Raw genomic sequence first — 23,372 nt, 5'->3', positions numbered from 1 at the left:
CAATGTTAGAGCTCAAAAACCATTTGAAAGGATATAAAGGGTTACTACTGATCGCTCTCTCTTGCCTCATTATTGCAAGTTGCGCCTCAAAGAATAGCTCTGAAGCCAAACATAGTGGCATTGGCGCTACTCCGAAAGCATTACCACTGAGTAAAAGTGGTAACCCTGCGAGCTATGTTGTCTTCGGTAAGACTTATCATCTATTACCCACCACCAAAGGCTATAAAGAGAAAGGCATTGCCTCTTGGTATGGTGATAAGTTTCATGGAAAACGGACTTCTAGTGGCGATACCTATGATATGCATGCCTATACAGCAGCCCATAAGACGCTCCCTATCCCAAGTTTTGTGACGGTCAAAAACCTAGAAAATAACAAAAGTATCACGGTCATGGTCAATGATCGTGGGCCTTTTGTGAAGGGACGGATTATCGATCTCTCTTATGCCGCGGCAAAAGTATTAGGCGTTGATCAAAAAGGAACCGCGCCAGTAATTGTTGAAGCACTTTCACCACACCAATATTTAGATCCAAGTAAGAAACCTGCTGCTGATAAGAAAGGTCCTCCGGCAAAGCGTGCGCAATCAGGAAACACTACGAATACTGCCAATAAAGATGCTGTCAATAAAGTGGTTGTCGTCTCTACGCCTGAAGCGCAAAATGATAAAGCGATTGAAGCCTCGCTCAAAGAACCATTCTCAGATCTTGAAACGTGGGCTGATCTTGCACAAAATCAATCGCCTACTCCCATGAATACGACCGCTTATGGTAATACCACTTATGAGAATAACAGCCCCGTCTCATTCCCTACTCCATCAAACAGCGCATCAAGTTCCACATTAAATCAACCTAATAATGTTGTAGTAATCGAGCAACAATTCTTTGACTCGCCACCTACGAGCGAAAATACCGCAATTGATCGGGTATTGCCAAGTAGTTCACTGCCACAATATCATATTCAATTAGGTTCCTTTAGTAGCGAGAGTAATGCGCGCAACTTTCAACAGAACATGACAAATCAACTGCCATATCCTGTGAAATTGCAGTATCATGGTGGACTTTATAAGGTCTATGTCGGTCAATATAGCCATGCAAGCGAAGCGGAAAATATCGCTGCAACTTTACCTGTTAAATCAACTATTAGCTATTTTTAGAGATGAAAAGAAATATGTTTAAAAAAATTCTGACATTTTGCGCTATCGCCGTATCGTCAATGACGATCAGCATGGCACAATCCCCTAGTAATACATTACAGTTACCGCAATATGCGGTGAAATCCTGGGTTATTATGGATTACGATACAGGAGCAATCCTGGCGGAAGCCAATAGCCAGACACAATTTGAACCTGCCAGTATTACTAAAGTGATGACAGATTATGTTGTCGCCGATGCGATTAAAAAAGGCAAAATCCACAAAACAGACAATGTCTTAATCTCTCCAAAATCTCGTCGTATGCCGGGTTCGAGAATGTTTGTTGAAGAGGGGTCATTAGTATCGGTTGAGAACTTACTCCAAGGTCTAATCGTACAATCAGGTAACGATGCTGCGGTCGCGCTTGCAGAGCATACCTATATGACAGAAGAGGCTTTTGCCGAAGTCATGAATGAGAAAGCCGCCGAAATTGGTATGAAAAATAGCCACTTTAAAAATGCCAGTGGTTTACCTGATCCTGAGCACTTAACGACAGCATATGACCTTGCTCTACTTTCTCGTGCACTCATTAAAAACTTCCCGGATCATTACAAATATTATTCTCAAAAGAGTTTTACTTGGAACAATATTTCTCAGAAAAACCGCAATACATTACTCTACGAAGATCCAACCGTCGATGGCATCAAAACGGGTCATACTGAGAGCGCGGGCTATGGGTTAGCTTCGAGCGCTGAACGTAATGGATTTAGGATTATTGTTGTTGTAATGGGGGCAGATAGCGAAGCTTACCGTCAACGTGTTTCTCGGGAACTGATCAACTTTGCATTCCAAAATTTTGATCGGAAAAAAATCTATGATGCCGGCCAAATTATTGCACGTGCCAACGTTCTTCATGGTATCGATAAAACAGTCCCTGTAGGCGTTGCAGATAGTATTACTGCGACTCTTCCTAAGATCCAATACAATAACCTAAAAGCGCAAATCCAAGTAAATCCTGGTCTTGAAGCGCCTATTTCACAAGGTGAGCAAGTAGGAAATCTTGAGTTTTACATCGACAATCACATGCTCTATAGCTTTCCTGTAGTAGCCCTTGAGAATGTAGAAAAAGTAGGGATTTTTCATCGTTTATGGTCCAGCTTTTTAATGAAACTTAACAATAGAATCAACAACTTCAAAGAAGCGCTCTAAATTTAGACAATTTTTTGTAGTAATTTTGTAGTTTATTAGATATGATACTTCTCACGCCAAATGGTGCGCGTTTATTTTTTGACTTAAATTTTTAGGAAACGAGACATGTCACAACAGATTATTGACGATCTAAAAGCTCAAGGTATTACCGCAGCTGAAGTATTATATAACCCAAGTTATGAAGTACTCTTTCAAGAAGAGACTGATCCAAGCCTTACAGGCTATGATAAAGGTACTGTCACTAATCTTGGCGCTGTAGGAGTAGATACAGGTATCTATACAGGCCGTTCTCCTAAGGACAAATATATTGTTCGCGATGCCACTACAGAAAATACGGTATGGTGGGCAGATTCAGGTAAAGGTAAAAATGACAATAAGCCCATTACTCAAGAGATCTGGAATGAGCTTAAAACACTCGTACTCAAAGAGTTAGATGGTAAACGTCTTTTTGTTGTGGATGGTTTCTGTGGTGCAAATGCTGAAACACGTTTAAGTGTTCGCTTCGTAACAGAAGTAGCATGGCAAGCACACTTTGTGAAAAACATGTTTATTCGCCCAACAGAAGAAGAACTCAAAAACTTTAAACCTGATTTCACCGTATTAAATGGTGCCAAAACATCCAATAAAAACTATAAAGAGATGGGTTTAAACTCAGAGACTTTTGTGGCCTTTAACCTGACCGAAAATATGCAATTAATTGGCGGTACTTGGTACGGCGGCGAGATGAAAAAAGGTCTCTTCTCTGTGATGAATTACCTCTTACCATTGAAAGGCATTGCTTCAATGCACTGCTCTGCAAACGTCGGTAAAGATGGTGAAACGGCTATCTTCTTTGGCCTTTCAGGTACAGGTAAAACAACGCTTTCAACTGACCCAAATCGTCAATTAATTGGGGATGATGAACATGGTTGGGATGATGACGGTGTATTTAACTTTGAAGGCGGTTGCTATGCCAAAACAATCAACCTTTCACAAGAACATGAGCCTGAAATCTATGGTGCAATCCGTCGTGATGCGCTTCTTGAAAATGTCGTGATTAAAGAAGATGGTTCTGTAGACTTCGCAGATGGATCAAAAACTGAGAATACTCGTGTCTCTTACCCAATTTACCATATCGATAACATCGTAGAACCTATCTCTAAAGCGGGTCCTGCGAAGAAAGTAATCTTCTTAACTGCAGATGCATTCGGTGTGATTCCACCTGTATCTAAATTAACGCCTGAGCAGATGCAATACTACTTCCTTTCAGGCTTTACCTCTAAATTAGCAGGTACTGAACGTGGTATTACTGAGCCAACGCCAACATTCTCAGCTTGTTTTGGCGCAGCATTTCTTCTACTTCACCCAACAAAATATGCGGAAGTATTAGTCAAACGTATGGAAGAATCTGGCGCAACAGCTTACCTCGTCAATACTGGTTGGAATGGTACTGGCAAACGTATCTCACTGAAAGATACTCGTAATATCATCAACGCAATTTTAAGCGGCGAAATCGATCAAACTGAAACAGAAACAATCCCTGTTTTCAATCTTGATGTGCCTAAAGCAGTAACTGGCGTTGATAGCACATTATTAGATCCTCGCAATACTTATGCTGATAAAGCACAATGGCAGGCTAAAGCAGAAAACCTTGCTGGTCTCTTTGAGAAAAACTTTGACCAATACACAGATACCGAACTCGGTGCTGAATTAGCAAAAGTTGGCCCTAAAAAATAGGCCACTCAAGACCAAGAGGAAAGCGAATCCATCAAACCTAAGTGATGATTTTAGTGATTAAACTGAAATCATTAGATGGAAATAGAAAATCCCAACAATCATTGTTGGGATTTTTTATATTCTTTATTTCCTGCAGTGCGATCTGCAATAGATCAATAAACACTGATTATTTAAATCGTTCTAACTGCATAATTTTAAATTGATTATTACTAGCTATTTGCTGACAGCGAACCGATTGTTCTGAACAGATCTTTTCGATCGCAATAAATTTATTCACGACAAGATAAGCAATACCTTTACGGCGTAATAATCGCTTACAATTTTGTACAAATTTTTCTGTTAAAGGTTGAGAAGTACCAAATCCCTGATGAAAGGGCGGATTACAGATAATACGATCAAAAGTACGATCTTCTAACATTGAACCACAATCATCGAGCGTTACCGTCGCCGCAATATCTAATTGCTTCAAATTATATTCACACAATACAACGGCTGGCACATTACAATCGGTTGCCACTAATTCAGTGACATCAGGATGATCCCCGAGTGAACCCGCAAGGTAACCATACCCACAGCCTAAATCGAGTACTTTTCCTTTAATACTCTCATCTATTTCGGAAAGTGTTTCTACTAAAAAACGACTACCCTCATCGATTTTTTTATAACCATAGATTCCCGGTTTACTCACAAAATCGAGAGATTGCTCAAAATCCTCAAGTACTAATAGCTCTCGATACTCAAATCCCCCTAATTCCAAGGTTGCACCGGCACATTTCGTAATATCGGCATAACGCACTCCTTTGCCGACAAGCGTCAGTTCCATCTCCCCCATTGCAGAAGCATGCTTAATAACACTCTTAATCCCTTCTTGATTGTGCCCTGTTAAGATCAGATGTCCACCTGCTTTTAAAATACGCGCGATCTGTTCTAATAGATAGAAAGTTAAAACCTTAGATTTATTCAATCGAAATAGAACAAAATCAAGACTCTCATCTGCCACTTCTTCCAAAATAAAATCACTTAAATTGCCGGCAAAACCCATTGCATCTAATTGATTAGCAATATCTTTGCGATTGGTCATATATTGGATATTATCCCGCACAACAGCACTCTCAATTACAAAGCTCTCATCGGCAATCAATAACCCCTTTCCTTCACTCATTAGGGATTGATTCTGAAATAATGCACTACTTGCTTCTGCCATTTATTAATCCTTCTCTCTCTTCTATCGTTAACGCTCGATACTCTCCGACCGCTAAACCTTCTAATGTAATATTACCAATGGCTGCCCGATGTAACTTCTCTACACGATTCCCTACCGCCGCCAACATTCTTTTGACTTGATGATAGCGCCCTTCTATTAAAATCAATTGGATATGTAGAGTATCGATCATGATCACTTCCGCTGGCTTCGTGATTGTTGTTTCACCATTGAGCATCACGCCTGTCTCTAAAGCTTGGATCATCTCTGCGGTAATGGGTGCAGCTAATTCCACATCATAAACCTTTTTCACCTTGTCGAGTGCTTGATTCCCCTTAGGATGTGTGACTGCATGCGACCAAGCACCATCATTCGTAATCAGTACTAATCCTGTAGTGTCTGCATCTAATCGCCCGGCGATATGAAGGTCTTCAATCGGCTCATCTAATAATGTAAAGAGCGAAAGATGACCATCGTGACGATGACTTGAAACGTACCCCGCCGGCTTATAAAGGACAAAATAGCGATACTCATTATTATGAATTAATAATTCATCATCAAGATAGATTTTATCTGTTACGGATACTTTATAATCTCGTGCAGTAACCGTCTCACCATTGACCGTCACCCAACGGCCCCGGATAATTTTTCCTGCTTCTTTGCGAGAGACGCCTGCTGTTTTTTGTAAAAATTGATCTAGTCGATAATCAGTCATGTGTGACCCGTAAAACCTCTTCTAAGGAAGTAACGCCTTCTAAAACCATCTCAATACCAGCTTGTCGTAATGTTTTAATACCTTCCCGTTCTGCTTGTCTTTGAATCTCAATAGTACCGGCATCTTCTAAAATCAAAGCTTCCATTCGTTTTGAAATGGGCATCACTTCAAAAATAGCCCGGCGTCCTTTATAACCATCTCGACATTCAGAACACCCTTTCGCTCTAAAGAAACGACTTGCCGCTTGCTTTGGAGTAAAGCCTAATGATTCCAAATAATGAGAATCTACAATATCCTCCTCTTTGCAATGACAAAGGGTTCGCACCAAACGCTGAGCGATAATGAGCTTTACCGTCGATGCAATATTGTAAAGCTCAATCCTCATATTTTTAAGGCGATTGAGTGTTTCAATGGCAGAGTTAGTATGAAGTGTAGAGAGAACTAAATGCCCTGTTTGTGCTGCTTTCACCACAATATCTGCAGTCTTATAGTCTCGAATCTCTCCTACCATGACAACATCGGGATCTTGTCGTAAAAAAGCCCGTAATGCTTCGGCAAAATCTAAACCGATTTCTGGATGAATCTGCAATTGATTAATGCCTTCAAGATTAATTTCTACCGGATCTTCTATCGTTGCAATATTCCGACTCGCCTGATTGAGTGCATTCAGCGCCGCATAGAGTGTCACCGTTTTACCAGAGCCCGTAGGCCCTGTCACCAAAATCAAGCCTTGTGATCGTTCAATCGCAGCTTGAACGACTTGTCGATCGTGATTTGATAACCCTAATTGATTCAAAGTTAACGCGACTTCATTACTATCGAGCAGACGTAGTACAACCTTCTCCCCCCAAATTGTCGGGATCACCGAAATACGCGCATCAACTGATTCACCAGTCGCATCATCTTCATCTAATTGAATGGTTAAATGACCATCTTGTGGTAGACGCTTTTCTGCAATATCAAGCTCAGCCATGACTTTTAATCGAGAGGCAATGCGCTCACGATACTTCTCCGGCACTTGATAGGCTTCTTGTAATAATCCATCAATACGAAAACGAATGCGATAATGAGATTCATAAGGTTCAAAATGGATATCAGAGGCTTTTTGTGTAACTGCATCTAATAACACAAAATTGAGATAGCCCACCAGATCATCGCTAGCAAGCTCCGCCGATTCTTCTGGACTTAGATCCATCGGCTTCGTATTTATGACGCTAACATTAGGATTAAAGCTGCTAGATCCAAGGCTGTCATCTTTCACTGTTGAATCAATGTTTGATTCTATGAGGCCGGCATTTTCTACTGCGTATTCTTCAGTAGTTGGTGCTATCTTCGTTGATGTTACTGTTATCCCCGATATTAGATCTTCATCGGCACACTGATCGCTAAAATCTCTAGCCTCTTTTCCTGGATCTTCTTCATCACCTATTGGGTAGTCATCCGCCAATGCATCAATCTCAACCGAGTAGCCATCATCAATTGGTAATGCTATTTTCTCGGTAATTTCCTCGATCTCTTGCCGGTCATATTCATTACGATAGTCATCTACTATAAGATTCGTTTCAACATGGTTGTTTTCTTCGACAAGATATTCTTCCAGGGAATCTACGACAGTAATATCATCTTCAGTAGCATTTTCCTTAGTATCCTCAATAAGATTGTTATCGACATTATCCTGATCAATAAAATTATTCTTATTTTCCACCGATGATTGAATTTCGCGCTCTTTCGCTTCTTTTGCTTTAACCTCTGTCTCTGCTTTTTCGGCTAGTTCACGCATACCGGCAATTTGAGCAATTAAAATTTGAATTTGCTGACTGTCAGCGAGCCAATAATCTACCGGTGCCGGAAAATGTATTCTCTTTAACAGGGTCACTGTTTCGATATCTGCGACCGCAATTTTCAATCGCCCTTCGATCATGCCGATCGGCGCTAGAAAATAATCATTCATCTGCGAAACGGTAAGAGGCGTACCAATCGTAATCACTTGTGCTAAATTAAGACAAGCTAAATCTACCACTAATAACGGATATTCGGCATTAATGTTTGCAAACATCGCACCTTCCAAAATAGCGCCACTCGATAGACCGTGAGCCCGTAATTTGCCTACAACCGATTTTTCATTTTCGTACATTTTAGCCGACAACAATGGAATCGCCTCTTTCGAGATCCATTTTAAGGCAATCAATGCTTGAATGAGTTGATTTTCTTCGAGTTTCACAGTGACCCCTTCATTTTATTTCGTTATAAACCTTGTTTTTAATACTTTTATCCCAAAATTGTAGCTATTATAACACTACTTCTTGAGTCTCTTCTGTTCATAATGTAGAGTTATAACACTATTTTTATGTTATTTTTACATTATTCTTACATTGTCTCCCTGTTCTCTTTTGTGAAAATTTCATAGATAAATTAGAACTATCGTTCTCTATATAAACTATCTATATAAGGATTATAAAAAACCGAATGAGTAAAATCACACTCTCTTTTGATGATGACAACGAACGCCTCTCTAATCTTTGCGGTAATTTAGATGAGCATTTGCGACTTATCGAAAAGCGAACCATGGTCGATATCAATAATCGTGGTGCATTATTTCAAATTGTGGGAAACCATACGGATATTACAAACGCCCGCGCAATTTTAGAAGAGCTCTATCGGCAAACAGATGAAAAATGGCTTGAACCCAATGATGTTCATCTTGTCATTCAAGAGCTTGGTCCTGAGTTTCAAGAGGTAGAGCAAACGGTTCAAGATCAAGTGATTAAAACTAAAGCCGGCCTTATTCGTGGACGCACACCAGCACAGAAAGCGTATCTCTACAATATGGGACAAAATGATATCAACTTCGGTATTGGCCCTGCGGGTACCGGTAAAACGTTTCTAGCCGTTGCAGCGGCAGTAGAAGCGCTACAAAAAGATGAGGCACGCCGAATCATCCTTGTACGTCCGGCGGTTGAAGCAGGTGAAAAACTCGGCTTTCTCCCTGGCGATTTGACGGAAAAGATCGATCCGTATCTTCGACCGCTCTATGATGCACTCTATGAGATGCTTGGCTTTGAAACAGTCAATAAGCTGATCGAACGCCATACAATTGAGATCGCACCACTTGCTTTTATGCGGGGTCGAACACTCAATGATGCCTATATCATTCTTGATGAAGCGCAAAATACAACTATTGAACAGATGAAAATGTTCTTAACCCGTATCGGTTTTGGTTCCACAGCGGTCATTACCGGCGATGCTTCGCAAGTGGATCTACCACGTCACGTTAAGTCAGGTTTAAAACACGCACTTGAGATCTTAAACAATGTTGAGGGAATCTCTATTAGCCACTTCTCTTCTGCCGATGTCGTGCGTCATCCGATGGTTGCGAAGATTATTGATGCTTATGAGAAAGCAGATGAAGCAGAACGCATTGCTAAAGAGAAACGAGAAGAAGCGCGGCGTATTGAGCGAGAGTCTGTTCAATAAAAGACTACAAATAGCAAACGCATTGATCATATGAAGCGATAAGATGATTGCCAAACGATCATCTTATCGCTTCAAAATAAACTATTTAAATGCCGGCACATCGGCTGATCGAGGCGAGAAATCGGTTCTATCCGGCATCTTGCAAGCGTTGGTTAGTTAGGTTTTATGCTTTTTTAAATTCCCTGATAGATGCCTAAAAACCCTTTTTCTTAAACCAAAATTACTATATTTTATTTTAAGATATTCTAAGTAGCTTAAATATCGGCTATCAGATATCTATTTAATCGTAATTAACCCTATTACGCTATCATCCTATTACATTACAATCCAATATGAGTATTATTACTATGCGTGATCTTTCACTTTTAACTATCGATTGTCAAAGAAATATTGAAACCTCCCTTCCCTCCGATGAAAAAATCGCAACCTGGGTCAACCTAGCCCTCTCTATTGCCGGCTTTGAAAAGGAAGCGGAAGTGACTATTCGCTTTACGGATAATGAAGAGATACAGGCGCTTAATCGAGAATATCGAGGCAAAGATAGACCTACTAATGTGCTCTCTTTCCCTTTCGAAGTCCCTGATTTTCTTGCGGATGAAATTCCCACATTAGGCGATATCATCATTGCAATGCCGGTCATCGAAGCGGAAGCTGCTGAACAAGGTAAATCAATTGAGTCACATCTTACCCATATGACCATTCATGGAACATTACACTTATTGGGCTTTGATCATATAACCGATGAGGAAGCGCAAGAGATGGAAGCCCTTGAGATAGAGATTTTGGCACAATTAGGGATTGCTAATCCTTATCAAATAGATGAATCACTCTAGACACTCTCCTTAAAATAACCTGTGTTATAGTAATACTCTACTCGATTTATCTACTATTTAGATTTCATTCATCCTATTCATTTTAAAGGTTGTTTTATGAGTTCCGATATCCAAAATAAGCAAGCGCCCAAACCACGAACTATCTTCATTATCGCTTGGATTGGTCTATTGATTTTTAACCTACTTTTTGCACGCTTAACTACAACGGTGCCTGTTTCGCTGATCTCAATCTTTATGCTTTTTACTGCCGGCGCACTCTATAAAGAACGTCCACATTTACGTCCAATGGCCATTGTTGCACTGATTATTGCGCTCATTTTTCTCGCTATCACCTATTTCGGCACTATTTGGCTCCGTTATGAAGTCGTCAGCCTACTCGATATTCGAGGACCGAAGCTTTTCCAAGTGGGATTCTACCTCTTTAGCTTCCTCAATGCAGCAGCGTTCACGACTGTAGGTATTGGTCTTTTTAAAGGCTACAGTCACAATAAAACAGGATTTATAACACTCATTGTGACTGCCTGGATCTATTTCGGTATCGCCTTTCTACTCAAAGATTTTATTCAAACGCTTCTTGAGATTACAGCACAAATGCCACAAGGTTAGGGGATATTAAAGTCCTCAAATAACAATCTTAAATAACAATGCCAACCGGTAGTCGATTGGCATTTTTTATGACGTTGTTTTCTGAAAAAATGATTGAATAAATAGTGATATCTATTTCGGTTTTCTGGCTACCATGACCGCTCGTTGAGGTGCGGGATAACCTTCTATCGTTTTATTCTGATCCCGGGGATCTAAGAAGTCAGGCAATGAAAGGTAATCCATCCATTCTGTAGTTCTCTGCTCCTCGATAGTTGTTTTTGAGAGATCCACACACTCGATATCGATAAAACCTGCTCGCTCAAGCCAAAGTTTTAAGGCTGCAACCGAGGGCAGATACCAAACATTACGCATCTGAGCATAGCGATCTTTCGGCATTAATACCGCCCTCTCATCACCATCAATCACTATGGTTTCTAATACCAATTCACCACCAGAACGAATCACATCTTTGAGTTGATAGAGATGATCAATCGGCGAACGACGATGATAGAATACCCCCATTGAGAAAACCATATCAAAGGCTTCCAATGAAGTCGGCATCTCTTCTAAAGTCATCGGCAACTGCCAAATAGGCACTTGCGGCATATAATTTCGAATAGATAGAAATTGATAGAGAAAGAGCCAATTCGGATCGATCCCAACCACGCTTTTGGCACCTGCACCTAACATTCGATAACCATAATAACCATTCCCACAACCGACATCGAGAATGTTTTTGTTTGTCACATCAATATGCTGACTCACACGATTCCACTTAAAATCAGAACGCCACTCAGTATCAATCAAGATATCATTGAGTTGAAAAGGGCCTTTCCGCCAAGGCATGAGTCGCTTCAGTGCATCTTTCAGCTGTAGTGAATCCGCTTTACCCGTTAAAATTACCCCATTTTTAAGATCCGCTGTAAGATCTTTAATCTCCGGCATATCTAATAATGCATGTTCCCAACGTGGGCTATCACCATGTTTTTTACGAAGTCGATCTGCTAAAAAATCAGGCAATTGATTTGTCCATTCCTTAAATGCTCGCTGATCCTTAAAATAATCCATTAATGCAGGTAGATAGATCATCTCTTCCATCTTCGTTATGCCGTTATCCCATTGTGTCATATTCAATTGATACCTTACTCTTTTTCAATTATCTCTATTCTATTTCGCTATTCTATTTCGGAATTCTTCTATTTCACTGTTGTTGTGATAAGTGCTATTTTGCTGATTTAATCGCAATCATTGAGGCAAAATTGAGTGACTGAAACCAAAGATAGACTTGATCAAATCCCGCTTCTAATAAACGGGCTCTATGCTCTTCAAAAGTATCAATCTTCATCACATCCTCTAGGGACTCCCGTTTTTGGGCAATCTCTAACTCAGAATAACCTTGTGCCCGCTTAAATTGCATATGCAAATGATTCAAAAACTCGTGTTGTTCATCATCCGCAAAGCGCAATTTTTCAGAAAGGAAGAGTACGCCCCCCGGTAATAGATGATTATACAACTTTTGCAGCAGATCAAGGCGCGATTCCCGAGGGATAAATTGCAACGTAAAATTCAGCGTAAAAATAGAAGCCATCTCATAGGGAAACGCTGTAATATCTGCTTGCACCACTTCAATCGGTAATAATGATTCAATCATCATCTCTTGCGCTTTCAAGTATTCCCGAGATTTAGCGACCATCGCTTCTGATTGATCAATAGCAACAATAGAGACATTCGGAACTTGAATACTGCTACGAAGCACCATCGAGACAGCACCGAGTGAACTTCCGAGATCATAAATTTTGCTATTCTCTTGAGCAAATAGTGGCGCTAAATGACCGATATTCTCCACAATAGAGGTATATCCCGGGGCTGATCGGCGAATCATATCAGGAAAGACCTTCACAACCTCTTCATTGAAACTAAACTTACCGGGATCTCGCTTCTCTGCGAAAATCATATCCGGTTCTGATTGCGCAAATAGATACTCTATTGACCGATCTTTCACAATATATCCTCTTTCACAACGTATCCTTACTGAATATTTATTGAATGCCTAGTTAACTCGTATTTATCTCTGATTTATCTCTGATTGATTTCTTTGCTTGCTTTGATCTATCGAATAGATCATTTTGCAATTTATCAATTGCAAGCCGGCATTATAAACCTTCTCCCAATATTTCTCATAAAAAAGCTCGACAAGGGGATCTCCTATATCGAGCATTCAATGACAATTTATTTAGAATCTATTTACAATCTGATTGCTGATTCTACCAATTAACGATTTAATTCCATTTGCCGCAAGGTTAATCGGCGCTTTAGCTCATCATCACTCAGAAGTTGCCGACTATTTTTAGCAGACAACAGGGCAAATTGTTGTGCCACTTGCGCATCTTGCATTGCCGCAATTTCTGCTTGCCGGCGCTGTAATAACTGCCGAAATGAATCAGGTGCGCTATATACAGTGGAAGCACTTCCGTTTTGCAGAGCAGCTTGATCTACTTCAACGCGGTCCACTTCAACGCGCGCTGCGTAATTCTGAGGCGGTGCTGTTAAAAGATGTTCATCTTCCTCATGATCTGTAATAAACTCAGCTTCGCCTTTCAGAAAAGCGTCATCAAAGGCAATATCAAAAGCCGCTTCATCATCGTGATGTGTCCCTGAAGCTGTATTAGAAGCGCTCGCATGACTAGAAGAATTCAATTTTGCATTGGCTGACGTTGAACTTGCAATTTGTGCGGGTTCATTTTGTCCGGGTTCATTTGTAGAAGCGGGATGTCCTGGAATTTCCCCCTCAACTTGCAGATAAGCTTCGAGCTTTTTCTGCTCCTCTTTCACCTTCTCTTCTGTTTCATTCATAGATGATTCAAATGAGCGAAGTGATTGCGTAACCCCTTTCTTGGTACTCTCAAGCTCCTCTTTGAGTTTTTGTAACTCCGAACTCTGCTTTAGCTCTTCAATCGATTTTTTGATCTCATTTAACTCAAATTCATTGGTTAATTCATTTTTGACACTATTAGTAAAGTGTTGAATTTTACCGACCCATTTTCCGACTGTTCGAATCATTTCCGGTAATTTTTGTGGGCCAATGACAATTAAGGCAATGACAAGGATAATCAGAAACTCGCTACTACTAATCCCAAACATAAGTATCTACCCTACCCACCTTATCCAATTTCCACTGTATAGAAATAAAATTATTGACGTAAAATGAGAATTACCTCGATTAACCCTTCAAAGCTAATAGAGGTAATATCTATATTCATCTTATTTAAGCATACTAAGCCTATGCAACGCCATTGCAACTAACTTTGATCCTATTAAGTCATTAAAAATGACGTGATGAGATCAGCGTGATCGCAAAGCATCTTCAAGCGCTCAATTTAATCTACGCGACTATTTTTTTGCTCATCAACTACAGTGCTATCTTTAGGCGCTGCGGTTGTCTCTTGTTGTTTGTTCTCAAGATTTTGAGGCTCCGCGTTCTCTTTCGCTTCTTTCTCGCCATCTTTTACGGCATCTTTGAAGCCTTTCACCGCAGAACCTAAATCTTTCCCTGCATTTTTTAATTTTGCAGTACCGAATACTAAAAGCACGACTACTAAAAGAATCGCCCAATGCCAAATACTAAATGAACCCATAATTTACATCTCCTCTTAGAGTGAATGCTCATTGAAATAATTGTCCTAATGATACTCTAAAACATTGGATTTATGTAGCCCTAATTTCAATATGCGCTGTTTTTTCTTGTCTAATGCGCGATAGATCAATTTCAGTACCCTCATGATGCCTATCTATCCCTTAAAATTGAGGTATAGCAATAATCAGAGCATTAGAAGAGTGCCCTTTCCTCGACTTTTTCGGTATAATGAGAAAGATTCACAAATAGATATTTTTAAAAGATACTCTTAAATAACATCTATAACATCTTGAATAGCAGTAATCATATCAAACATCCTATAAATATGAATCATCTCTGAATATGAGAAAACACCCTAAACAGAAGGAGTTTAAGATGGCTATACCAAAACCAATTGTCCTATGTATTTTAGATGGCTGGGGCTTTCGCCAAGAATTAGAAAATAATGCTGTTGCATCTGCAAAAACACCTAACTGGGATCATTTGCGGGAAATCGGTGCGGTAACACTGATCAAAACTTCTGGAGAAGCGGTCGGTCTTCCTGATGGACAGATGGGGAACTCTGAAGTAGGTCATATGAATATCGGTGCAGGTCGTGTTGTTAATCAAGACTTTACCCGGATTACCAAAGATGTTCGTTCAGGCGCTTTCAACGATAATCCGATTTTTAATCAAACGATGGATGATCTTCTTGCGAATGATAAGGCACTCCATATCTTTGGCCTACTCTCTCCCGGCGGTGTTCACTCTGATGAAAAGCATATCTTTGCATTGATGGAACTCGCCGCGAAAAAAGGCTTAAATAAAATCTATCTCCACGCATTCTTAGATGGCCGAGATATGCCACCACAATCGGCCGCACCTTCTCTTGAGAAAGCGGATGCGCTTTTTGCCAAATTAGGCAAAGGTCGTATTGCCACGATGATTGGTCGTTACTATGCAATGGATCGGGATAATCGTTGGGAACGTGTTGAAAAAGCTTACAATCTTGTATCACAAGGAATTGGTGAATTCCAAGCAGATAACGCGCAAGCAGGCTTAAAAGCGGCTTATGAACGTGGTGAAAATGATGAGTTTGTGAAAGCTACAGTGATTGGCGAGCCTGTCGAAATGGAAGATGGGGATGCGGTCATCTTTATGAACTTCAGAGCTGACCGGGCTCGTGAGATCAGCTATCCGTTTGTTGAAGATGATTTTGATGGCTTTAAACTACAATATCGTCCTAAACTCTCTCACTTTGTCTCATTAACCGAATATAAAGCAGAGTTACCCACTGAGATTGCATATCCACCTATTGAGCTTAAAAATGGCTTAGGTGAAGTACTCTCAAATAGAGGCTATACCCAACTTCGTATTGCTGAAACGGAGAAATATCCTCACGTTACATTCTTCTTCAATGGCGGTGAAGAACATGTATTCAAAGGCGAAGAACGGATTCTAGTGAACTCTCCGAAAGTAGCGACTTATGATCTACAGCCTGAGATGAGTGCACCGGAAGTGACTGCAAAATTAGTGGAAGCGATCGAGTCTGAAAAATTTGATGTGATCATCTGTAACTACGCAAACCCTGATATGGTAGGTCATACTGGCGTATTTGAAGCGATTGTAAAAGCCATTGAAACGGTTGATGATGGCTTAGGTAAAGTGTATGAAGCGGTGAAAAAAGTGGGCGGTGAGATGCTCGTCACAGCCGATCACGGTAATGCCGAGAAAAACTGGGATGATAAAAATAATCAACCCCATACAGCGCATACCACAACGCCGGTACCACTGATTTATGTCGGTCGCCGGGCAACGCTTGAGCCAGATGGTGCACTCTGTGATCTTGCACCAACCATTCTTTATCTATTAGATGAGAAACAACCTGCAGAGATGACCGGTAAAAACTTGATCCATTTTCAGTAATGATCATCTAACGACTATTTTAATAGCATAATTACATATCTTTAAAGATATCGTTAACTGTATCGAAAGGCCCCATTTAAATTATTGGTGGCCTTTTTTCTGTTTCAAGATAAAAGAAGAGAGTCTTCACTATGATCATATCAATTCACTCATCTCAATCACCATTCATGTTAGTTTTCCCTACCTTACCAGATATCCTTGCTTTTCTTTGTAAATATTTTGAACTAAATAGATAAAAAAATATAGAATATCAATATCAATATTAACATTAATATCAATAATAAATATTGATATAAATGATAAATCCTATATAACAGTAACTATTATTGATATCACTCATAATTAAACTGTGAACATGCAACGAATCTTCAAGGAATCTACCATTAATTATGCAAAAAAAATTATTGCACACGCTTATTCTTCTCACCCTTTCCGTATCTTCTCTTAGCGTAGCAGAGATAACATCTGATCAAATCAATGCAGCCAATCTCACAGCAGATGGCCAAGAGAAAGTCCCCCCCAAAGATCTCTATCTCTTTACTGAAATCTTTGACCATCTCAAACATAATTATGTAGAGCCAGTCACAGATGAGAAACTCATTACGAATGCGATTAATGGGCTAATGGCGCTTGATCCTCACTCAAAATATTACACCCAAGAGGAGTATCAAGCGATCAAAAATCGGACTTCCGGTGCTTTTGCCGGCATTGGCGTAGAACTCTCTTATAATGCTGATAACAAAGTATTGACCATTAATAAGATCTTTGATCAAAGCCCCGCCCAAAAATCAGGACTTAAAGTGGGCGATCAAATTGTCGCCATTGATCAAACACCTATTTCAGAGATTGACCCCAACCAATATAGCGCTAAAATTCAAGGCCCGATTGGCACAGAAGTCATTCTCGATATTATTCGAGCGAAAGAGCCACTTAACATCAAATTAATACGCGCCAATGTCCCAACACCAAGCCTCTCCATTGCAAAACTATATAATAAAGAATTTGCCTATCTGCGCTTAGATCACTTTCAAAATGGGAGCGATCAAGAGATTATCAAGGCACTTGATCAATTAGAAGCAGAAGCAAAATCAGAGCACTCAACCATTAAAGGCATTGTGCTTGATCTTCGTAACAATCCTGGTGGATTACTTTCCGCGGCTATTGAGACAGCAGACCTCTTTCTTGATGAGGGATTGATTACTTATACCGATGGTCAATCCGATGATTTTAAGAATCGTTACAGTGCTAAAAACACTCAAATATTCCCTAATATTCCGTTAATTGTCTTAATTAATGCGCAATCGGCCTCTAGTGCTGAAATTGTTGCCGGAGCACTACAAGATCATAAACGCGCGCTAATTGTAGGGGAAAATAGCTTCGGTAAAGGTTCAATTCAGATTATCAAACCATTAGTCAGTGGCGGCGCAATTCGTTACACTTCGGCTCGTTACTATACGCCAACCGGTCGCTCAATCCAAAACAATGGAATTACACCTGATATTCTGATCCCTGTGATTAAAGGTAATATTGAACCTGCGAAAGCCTCTCGAGAGGTCAATCAGAAAGGTCATCTTCAAAATACAAGCCCTGAAAGGATCACTCCCTCTGTTGATTTCTCGCCACTCATTCAACAAGGTGACTACTATCTCTATGAAGCGCTCAATATGCTTCGAGCGATGAATGCCCTACCAGCTCAAACAGAAAAGGCTTTCACAACAAAAGAGGAAGTATCCGCACCGAAGTAGCCGCAACTAAATAGCGAGGAGCGCGCCATTAGCGCATATCTTTAGGGGGATTTGATCATCGTTGCGTACTGTAGAAAACCACGATATCTTAAAGGAATACCTTGATTTTTTACCAATTATCTCCATATTGTGCTATAGGAAAATAATCTCTTACTAGAGGAACAGCCGTTCCTCTTCTTTTGTTGAAGGCATTATGGAAGATATTACAATTCAAGGTGCGCGCACGCACAATCTTAAAGCAATCGACTTAACGCTCCCTCGTAATAAACTGGTGGTTATTACCGGTTTATCAGGCTCGGGGAAATCCTCTCTCGCATTCGATACGCTCTATGCCGAGGGACAAAGGCGCTATGTGGAATCGCTCTCCTCCTATGCTCGACAATTCTTGTCAGTTATGGGAAAACCCGATGTCGATCATATCTCAGGGTTATCGCCGGCGATTTCGATCGAACAGAAATCGACTTCTCACAATCCTCGCTCAACGGTTGGAACGGTGACGGAGATTTACGATTATCTGCGCCTACTTTTTGCTCGAATCGGAACACCACATTGCCCTACACATCATCTCCCTTTAAATGCGCAGACCATTCCACAAATGGTGGATATGACAATGGGCTTATCCGATGAGCTTCGTCTAATGCTTGTCTCGCCGATCGTTCGCAACCGTAAAGGGGAGCATCTCAAACTCTTTGAAGAACTGAAAGCAAAAGGCTTCTTACGCGTGCGTGTCGATGGTACCACTTATGAAATTGATGCATTGCCAGACATTAATCCGAAACAACATCACGATATTGATGTTGTGGTAGACCGTTTTAAAGTACGGGATGATATTCGGGTTCGTCTCTCTGAATCTCTTGAAACGGCGCTCGATCTCTCTGGGGGACTGGCGATGATTATCGATATGAAGAGCGAGGAAGCACTGCTTCACTTCTCGGCCAATTATGCTTGTCCGGAATGTGGCTTCGCCATTGCCGAGTTAGAACCTCGTCTCTTCTCTTTCAATAATCCTGAAGGCGCTTGCCCAACGTGCGATGGTCTAGGCGTAAATCAATATTTTGATCCTGATCGTGTGGTAGCAGAGCCCTCTCTTCCCCTCTCAAATGGCGCTATTCGAGGTTGGGATAAAAATTCAAGTTACTACTTCTCGATGATCGAGTCATTGGGGCGTCATTATAAATTTGATCCGGATACTCCGTTTGAAAAGCTCCCCAAAAAAATTCAGCAAATTCTCCTTTATGGTTCAGGGGAGGAAGAGATCGAATTTCATTACATCAGTAATCGCGGACAAAAATCGATCCGTATTCATCCCTTTGAAGGAATTTTAAATAACCTTGAGCGTCGTTATCACGAAACAGATTCGCAAATTGTCCGAGAGAGCTTAACGCGCTTTTTAGCAATGCGTGTCTGCCCTGATTGTGAAGGTAGCCGCTTAGGGCCTGCTGCGAAAAATGTCTTAATTGAAGATAAAGCGATTCATCAAATTACTGCTCTTCCTATCGAAGAGGCGCTCGATTGGTCAAAAAATGTCTCTCTTAAAGGTGCTAAAAAAGAGATTGCTGATAAGATTTTCAAAGAGATTCAAGAGCGCTTAGGCTTCCTGGTGAATGTGGGCTTAGATTATCTCAATCTCTCTCGTTCTGCCGAAACGCTCTCCGGCGGTGAAGCGCAACGAATTCGCTTGGCCTCCCAAATTGGGGCCGGCTTAATGGGTGTGCTCTATGTTCTCGATGAACCCTCAATTGGGCTCCATCAACGGGATAATGATCGCTTATTGCAAACGTTGTTTCATCTTCGTGATTTGGGGAATACCGTTATTGTCGTTGAACACGATGAGGATGCGATTCTCTCAGCAGATTATATTGTAGATATTGGTCCCGGTGCAGGAGTTCACGGTGGACAAGTCGTTGCTGCAGGTACACCGAAAGAGATTCTGAAAAATAAGGATTCCCTCACAGCCGATTATCTCTCGGGGCGCAAAACGATTGATGTTCCTGAAAAACGAACCAAAAATGATCCGAAAAAACAGATCAAATTAGTAGGTGCAACCGGCAATAATCTCAAAAATATTACCGCATCATTCCCATTAGGACTTCTAACCTGCGTAACAGGAGTATCGGGTTCAGGGAAATCAACGCTCGTCAATGATACGCTCTATAGCGCAATGGCACGGATTTTGAATCAAAATAATAGCGTAGAAGTGGCACCTTATAAGAAAATTGAAGGGCTTGATCTCATTGATAAAATTGTCAATATTGATCAGAGTCCGATTGGCCGAACTCCTCGCTCAAATCCCGCCACTTATACAGGTTTATTCACGCCAATTCGGGAAATTTTTGCCAACACGCCGGAAGCACGAGCACGTGGTTATCAACCGGGGCGTTTTAGCTTTAATGTGAAAGGCGGTCGTTGTGAAAATTGTCAAGGCGACGGCGTGATCAAGGTGGAGATGCACTTCTTACCCGATGTCTATGTGGTGTGTGATGAGTGTAAAGGAAAACGCTATAATCGGGAAACCCTCGATATCCTCTACAAAGGGAAATCGATCAATGATGTTCTCAATATGACGGTAGAAGAAGCGTATCATTTCTTTGATGCAATTCCCGTTGTTCATCGCCGCTTAGAGACCTTAATGGAAGTAGGCTTGAGTTATATCACCCTTGGGCAAAATGCCACTACGCTCTCTGGCGGGGAAGCGCAGCGGGTTAAACTCTCAAGAGAACTCTCTAAACGCGATACCGGCAAAACAGTCTATATTCTCGATGAACCCACAACGGGGCTTCACTTCCACGATATTGCTCAACTTCTTAAGGTTATTCATACGCTTCGCGATAAAGGCAATACTATTATCATTATCGAACACAATCTCGATGTCATTAAAACGGCCGATTGGATTATTGATATTGGACCTGAAGGTGGCGCAAAAGGCGGAGAGATTCTTATTGCCGATACGCCGGAGAAAGTGGCCGAATGCAAAGCGAGCTATACCGGTCGTTACCTCAAGCTTCTACTTGAGAAAAACCGTTAAAAACAATATTAATCATCATTATCATAATGAGATATTTAAGGGGAGGCTTACAGGCTTCCCTTTTCTATTTACCAATTACCGATTTTGAGTCCTCACCATCACCTTGCAAACGCCATAAAAAATAGGTCTAAAGCTTCATTAATGATCTCTATTTATAAGTCCTTTGCCCAATTCTAAAAACAATATTAATCTCAAGGGAAAAATTTCAGCGTTCATTCTCACTAAATAAAATTTTAATTAAAGAAAATTCAATATAAGTCAAACTCTCATCCAATTTCATCCATTTATTCGCAAAATAGTGTTATAAATAGAGATGGCATATTAAATCCGTATTTTAATTTTTGTGACATGATTTTTCGCGCCATTTTTTGATATCGAAAATGAATTAATACTGATAAAATCAATCCGATTTAATATCGCAATAGGTAATCAATAAAGCTTTTTATATAAAACATTTGTATTAATTGAATATGTATTAAAGATCATATACGGTTAGGTTATAAAGAGAAAAATCTCTACAACGATAATGGTATCAGTCAATAGTGTAATATCGCTTTTCACTGAAATTAAATCATTTTTCAATTCATAACTCTAACTTAAATTGTAAAGTAATTGTCCATTAAGACAAACCTATAAGGAGTTAAACAGCTATGTATGCATTAGTCATTAATTGCGGAAGTTCCTCTCTTAAATTTGCCCTCATTGAAACCAAAAATCATCAAACAATTATTAGTGGTACTGCCGAGCAACTTAATACGCCAGAAGCCACTATTACCTTCAAACACGAAGGAAAAAACACAGAAACATTACAAGATGGTACTCATGCAGGCGCCTTCCGAGCTGTATTTGATTATTTACAATCTCGTGACCTTGCGGATGAAGTGATTGCTGTTGGCCATCGTGTTGTCCATGGCGGGGAATATTTCCAAAAATCCGTCGAAATCACGCCTGAAGTTATAGAAATTATCAAACGCTGCGCTCCTCTTGCCCCAATTCACAACCCAGCAAACTTAACTGGTATTTTAGCGGCACAAGAAGTATTCCCAACACTTCCTCATGTTGCTGTATTTGATACCGCATTTCACCAAACAATGCCGGAAGAGGCATATCTCTATGCGCTTCCTTATGAACTCTATGATGAGTGTAATATTCGTCGTTATGGATTCCATGGCAGTAGCCACCGCTATATCACAGAAAGAACCGCAGAGATTCTCGATATTCCGCTTAATAAAATTAATCTTATCAGCTGTCACTTAGGAAATGGTGCTTCTGTAACAGCGGTTAAAGCGGGGAAATCTGTCGATACAAGCATGGGATTAACGCCACTTGAAGGATTGATGATGGGAACTCGCTCAGGTTCAATCGATCCTGGTTTAGTACCTTACCTCGTTGAGCGTCTCAACTATGACATCTACGAGCTTGATCACCTTCTTAACTTCAAAAGTGGTCTTCTAGGAATTTCGGGCGTATCTAATGATTGCCGAACACTAGAATTAAAAGCGAATGAGGGAGATAAGCGTTGTCAATTAGCACTCGATATGTTTGCTTACCGGGTTGCTAAAACAGTAGCATCTTACTTACCGGCATTACAAAAATTAGATGCAATCGTCTTTACCGGCGGTATTGGTGAGAACTCCTCTTATATTCGCGAGTTAATCATGGATCAGCTAGCATTCTTAGGCTACTCTTTTAGCCGTCCTTCTAATGAACATTGTGTACGGGGTACAGAAGGTGTTATTGCGACTAGTTCATCATTTGGGAAGGCTTTGGTTGTTTGTACTGATGAAGAGGGTATGATTGTCAAGGACACTCTAGAGATTGTTGCTAAAAAAGCGCAATAATGTAGATTTATTTATCTACAAAGATCTACAAAGTACTCTCTCAGAATATCGTAAAATAATATAATAAGTTAGGTGATGTATAGATGTATAGATGTATAGAATTTATAAGTATCTTATTATATCACCTATATATCACCTATTTTCCACTTAACTTATTACTTAAAGATATCGTAAATTTGGTTTAAGAAAAACGGTTTTTAAACAGCTGGCATAGGATTTTAAAAAAATACAAAACCTTAATAAACAAGCTTGCAAAATGCCGGATAGAATAGCTTTCCTGCTTCTTGCAATCGATGTGCCGGCATTTAAATAAGCTTGTTGTAAACCGATCTTACTATAGATATGCATATGCAATATAAC

General features: G+C 40.3%; 17 protein-coding genes. 10 read left to right on the top strand and 7 right to left on the bottom strand.

Going from position 1 to position 23,372, the window contains the following annotated elements:
* The first annotated feature begins 2 nt into the window (after window positions 1-2).
* The 3 genes from WMO13_RS03115 (at window position 3) to pckA (ending at window position 4,054) form a co-directional block, all read left to right on the top strand.
* Entirely contained in the window at window positions 3-1,151 is a 1,149-nt protein-coding gene (locus tag WMO13_RS03115) for a septal ring lytic transglycosylase RlpA family protein (RefSeq protein WP_051396061.1), read from the top strand.
* A gap of 14 nt (window positions 1,152-1,165) precedes the next feature.
* Complete coding sequence (locus WMO13_RS03110) at window positions 1,166-2,338, top strand: D-alanyl-D-alanine carboxypeptidase family protein (protein ID WP_034855190.1); 1,173 nt, start codon at window positions 1,166-1,168, stop codon at window positions 2,336-2,338.
* A 105-nt stretch (window positions 2,339-2,443) separates the two neighbouring features.
* Entirely contained in the window at window positions 2,444-4,054 is a 1,611-nt protein-coding gene (gene pckA, locus WMO13_RS03105) for a phosphoenolpyruvate carboxykinase (ATP) (protein WP_026878274.1), read from the top strand.
* Between the two features lie 166 nt (window positions 4,055-4,220).
* On the opposite strand, the gene WMO13_RS03100 is transcribed toward pckA, so the two are convergent.
* From WMO13_RS03100 to WMO13_RS03090, 3 genes are read right to left on the bottom strand one after another with little or no spacing between them, the layout of a single operon-like run.
* The gene (locus tag WMO13_RS03100; protein WP_026878273.1) at window positions 4,221-5,258 is read right to left on the bottom strand and encodes a methyltransferase; all 1,038 of its coding nucleotides are present in this window, start codon (window positions 5,256-5,258) and stop codon (window positions 4,221-4,223) included.
* A complete protein-coding gene (locus WMO13_RS03095) occupies window positions 5,242-5,970 on the bottom strand; it encodes a pseudouridine synthase (protein ID WP_026878272.1) in 729 nt (242 codons plus the stop codon). The genes WMO13_RS03100 and WMO13_RS03095 overlap by 17 nt, the downstream gene beginning before the upstream one ends.
* Window positions 5,963-8,191: a GspE/PulE family protein gene (locus tag WMO13_RS03090; protein WP_051396059.1), complete on the bottom strand. Its 2,229-nt coding sequence runs from the start codon at window positions 8,189-8,191 to the stop codon at window positions 5,963-5,965. The genes WMO13_RS03095 and WMO13_RS03090 overlap by 8 nt, the downstream gene beginning before the upstream one ends.
* Before the next feature lie 245 nt (window positions 8,192-8,436).
* Here WMO13_RS03090 and WMO13_RS03085 point away from each other — a divergent pair, with 245 nt between their 5' ends.
* From WMO13_RS03085 to WMO13_RS03075, 3 genes are all read left to right on the top strand, one after another.
* Window positions 8,437-9,444, top strand: coding sequence for a PhoH family protein (locus tag WMO13_RS03085; protein WP_034855188.1), 1,008 nt, complete (start codon window positions 8,437-8,439; stop codon window positions 9,442-9,444).
* A 347-nt stretch (window positions 9,445-9,791) separates the two neighbouring features.
* Window positions 9,792-10,277 (top strand): rRNA maturation RNase YbeY, encoded by a 486-nt coding sequence (gene ybeY / locus WMO13_RS03080; protein WP_084331405.1) that lies wholly within the window; start codon window positions 9,792-9,794, stop codon window positions 10,275-10,277.
* Between the two features lie 96 nt (window positions 10,278-10,373).
* On the top strand, window positions 10,374-10,883 hold the full coding sequence (locus WMO13_RS03075) for a hypothetical protein (RefSeq protein ID WP_026878270.1): 510 nt from the start codon (window positions 10,374-10,376) through the stop codon (window positions 10,881-10,883).
* Window positions 10,884-10,994: 111 nt separating this feature from the next.
* On the opposite strand, the gene cmoB is transcribed toward WMO13_RS03075, so the two are convergent.
* From cmoB to tatA, 4 genes are all read right to left on the bottom strand, one after another.
* Window positions 10,995-11,930 (bottom strand): tRNA 5-methoxyuridine(34)/uridine 5-oxyacetic acid(34) synthase CmoB, encoded by a 936-nt coding sequence (gene cmoB, locus WMO13_RS03070; RefSeq protein ID WP_211240384.1) that lies wholly within the window; start codon window positions 11,928-11,930, stop codon window positions 10,995-10,997.
* Window positions 11,931-12,084: 154 nt separating this feature from the next.
* Window positions 12,085-12,816 carry a carboxy-S-adenosyl-L-methionine synthase CmoA gene (gene cmoA, locus WMO13_RS03065; RefSeq protein WP_034855219.1) on the bottom strand — a complete coding sequence of 244 codons (732 nt, stop codon included), beginning with the start codon at window positions 12,814-12,816 and terminating at the stop codon, window positions 12,085-12,087.
* Between the two features lie 317 nt (window positions 12,817-13,133).
* Window positions 13,134-14,003, bottom strand: coding sequence for a Sec-independent protein translocase protein TatB (gene tatB, locus WMO13_RS03060; RefSeq protein ID WP_051396058.1), 870 nt, complete (start codon window positions 14,001-14,003; stop codon window positions 13,134-13,136).
* Between the two features lie 236 nt (window positions 14,004-14,239).
* Complete coding sequence (gene tatA / locus WMO13_RS03055; RefSeq protein WP_026878267.1) at window positions 14,240-14,497, bottom strand: Sec-independent protein translocase subunit TatA; 258 nt, start codon at window positions 14,495-14,497, stop codon at window positions 14,240-14,242.
* A 374-nt stretch (window positions 14,498-14,871) separates the two neighbouring features.
* Here tatA and gpmI point away from each other — a divergent pair, with 374 nt between their 5' ends.
* The 4 genes from gpmI (at window position 14,872) to WMO13_RS03035 (ending at window position 23,012) form a co-directional block, all read left to right on the top strand.
* Complete coding sequence (gene gpmI, locus WMO13_RS03050) at window positions 14,872-16,401, top strand: 2,3-bisphosphoglycerate-independent phosphoglycerate mutase (protein ID WP_026878266.1); 1,530 nt, start codon at window positions 14,872-14,874, stop codon at window positions 16,399-16,401.
* Window positions 16,402-16,790: 389 nt separating this feature from the next.
* Window positions 16,791-18,146, top strand: coding sequence for a S41 family peptidase (locus tag WMO13_RS03045; RefSeq protein ID WP_051396057.1), 1,356 nt, complete (start codon window positions 16,791-16,793; stop codon window positions 18,144-18,146).
* Between the two features lie 193 nt (window positions 18,147-18,339).
* Complete coding sequence (uvrA, locus tag WMO13_RS03040; RefSeq protein WP_026878265.1) at window positions 18,340-21,171, top strand: excinuclease ABC subunit UvrA; 2,832 nt, start codon at window positions 18,340-18,342, stop codon at window positions 21,169-21,171.
* A gap of 650 nt (window positions 21,172-21,821) precedes the next feature.
* Window positions 21,822-23,012, top strand: coding sequence for an acetate kinase (locus tag WMO13_RS03035; protein ID WP_026878264.1), 1,191 nt, complete (start codon window positions 21,822-21,824; stop codon window positions 23,010-23,012).
* Window positions 23,013-23,372 lie beyond the last annotated feature (360 nt).

It is taken from the genome of Ignatzschineria larvae DSM 13226 (assembly GCF_038500265.1).
GTDB lineage: Bacteria > Pseudomonadota > Gammaproteobacteria > Cardiobacteriales > Wohlfahrtiimonadaceae > Ignatzschineria > Ignatzschineria larvae.
The sequence above is the reverse complement of the archived record's forward strand: the minus strand, read 5'-3'. Positions and strand labels throughout refer to the sequence as shown.

What these genes read in the sequence shown, in the direction of transcription:
- WMO13_RS03110 (WP_034855190.1), top strand. Translation starts at nt 1,166, where the DNA reads ATGTTTAAAAAAATTCTGACATTTTGCGCTATCGCCGTATCGTCAATG.
- WMO13_RS03035 (WP_026878264.1), top strand. Translation starts at nt 21,822, where the DNA reads ATGTATGCATTAGTCATTAATTGCGGAAGTTCCTCTCTTAAATTTGCC.
- uvrA (WP_026878265.1), top strand. Translation starts at nt 18,340, where the DNA reads ATGGAAGATATTACAATTCAAGGTGCGCGCACGCACAATCTTAAAGCA.
- WMO13_RS03115 (WP_051396061.1), top strand. Translation starts at nt 3, where the DNA reads ATGTTAGAGCTCAAAAACCATTTGAAAGGATATAAAGGGTTACTACTG.
- WMO13_RS03085 (WP_034855188.1), top strand. Translation starts at nt 8,437, where the DNA reads ATGAGTAAAATCACACTCTCTTTTGATGATGACAACGAACGCCTCTCT.
- cmoA (WP_034855219.1), bottom strand. Translation starts at nt 12,816, where the DNA reads ATGATTTTCGCAGAGAAGCGAGATCCCGGTAAGTTTAGTTTCAATGAA.
- WMO13_RS03045 (WP_051396057.1), top strand. Translation starts at nt 16,791, where the DNA reads ATGCAAAAAAAATTATTGCACACGCTTATTCTTCTCACCCTTTCCGTA.
- tatB (WP_051396058.1), bottom strand. Translation starts at nt 14,003, where the DNA reads ATGTTTGGGATTAGTAGTAGCGAGTTTCTGATTATCCTTGTCATTGCC.
- ybeY (WP_084331405.1), top strand. Translation starts at nt 9,792, where the DNA reads ATGCGTGATCTTTCACTTTTAACTATCGATTGTCAAAGAAATATTGAA.
- pckA (WP_026878274.1), top strand. Translation starts at nt 2,444, where the DNA reads ATGTCACAACAGATTATTGACGATCTAAAAGCTCAAGGTATTACCGCA.
- WMO13_RS03095 (WP_026878272.1), bottom strand. Translation starts at nt 5,970, where the DNA reads ATGACTGATTATCGACTAGATCAATTTTTACAAAAAACAGCAGGCGTC.
- tatA (WP_026878267.1), bottom strand. Translation starts at nt 14,497, where the DNA reads ATGGGTTCATTTAGTATTTGGCATTGGGCGATTCTTTTAGTAGTCGTG.
- gpmI (WP_026878266.1), top strand. Translation starts at nt 14,872, where the DNA reads ATGGCTATACCAAAACCAATTGTCCTATGTATTTTAGATGGCTGGGGC.
- cmoB (WP_211240384.1), bottom strand. Translation starts at nt 11,930, where the DNA reads ATGGATTATTTTAAGGATCAGCGAGCATTTAAGGAATGGACAAATCAA.
- WMO13_RS03100 (WP_026878273.1), bottom strand. Translation starts at nt 5,258, where the DNA reads ATGGCAGAAGCAAGTAGTGCATTATTTCAGAATCAATCCCTAATGAGT.
- WMO13_RS03075 (WP_026878270.1), top strand. Translation starts at nt 10,374, where the DNA reads ATGAGTTCCGATATCCAAAATAAGCAAGCGCCCAAACCACGAACTATC.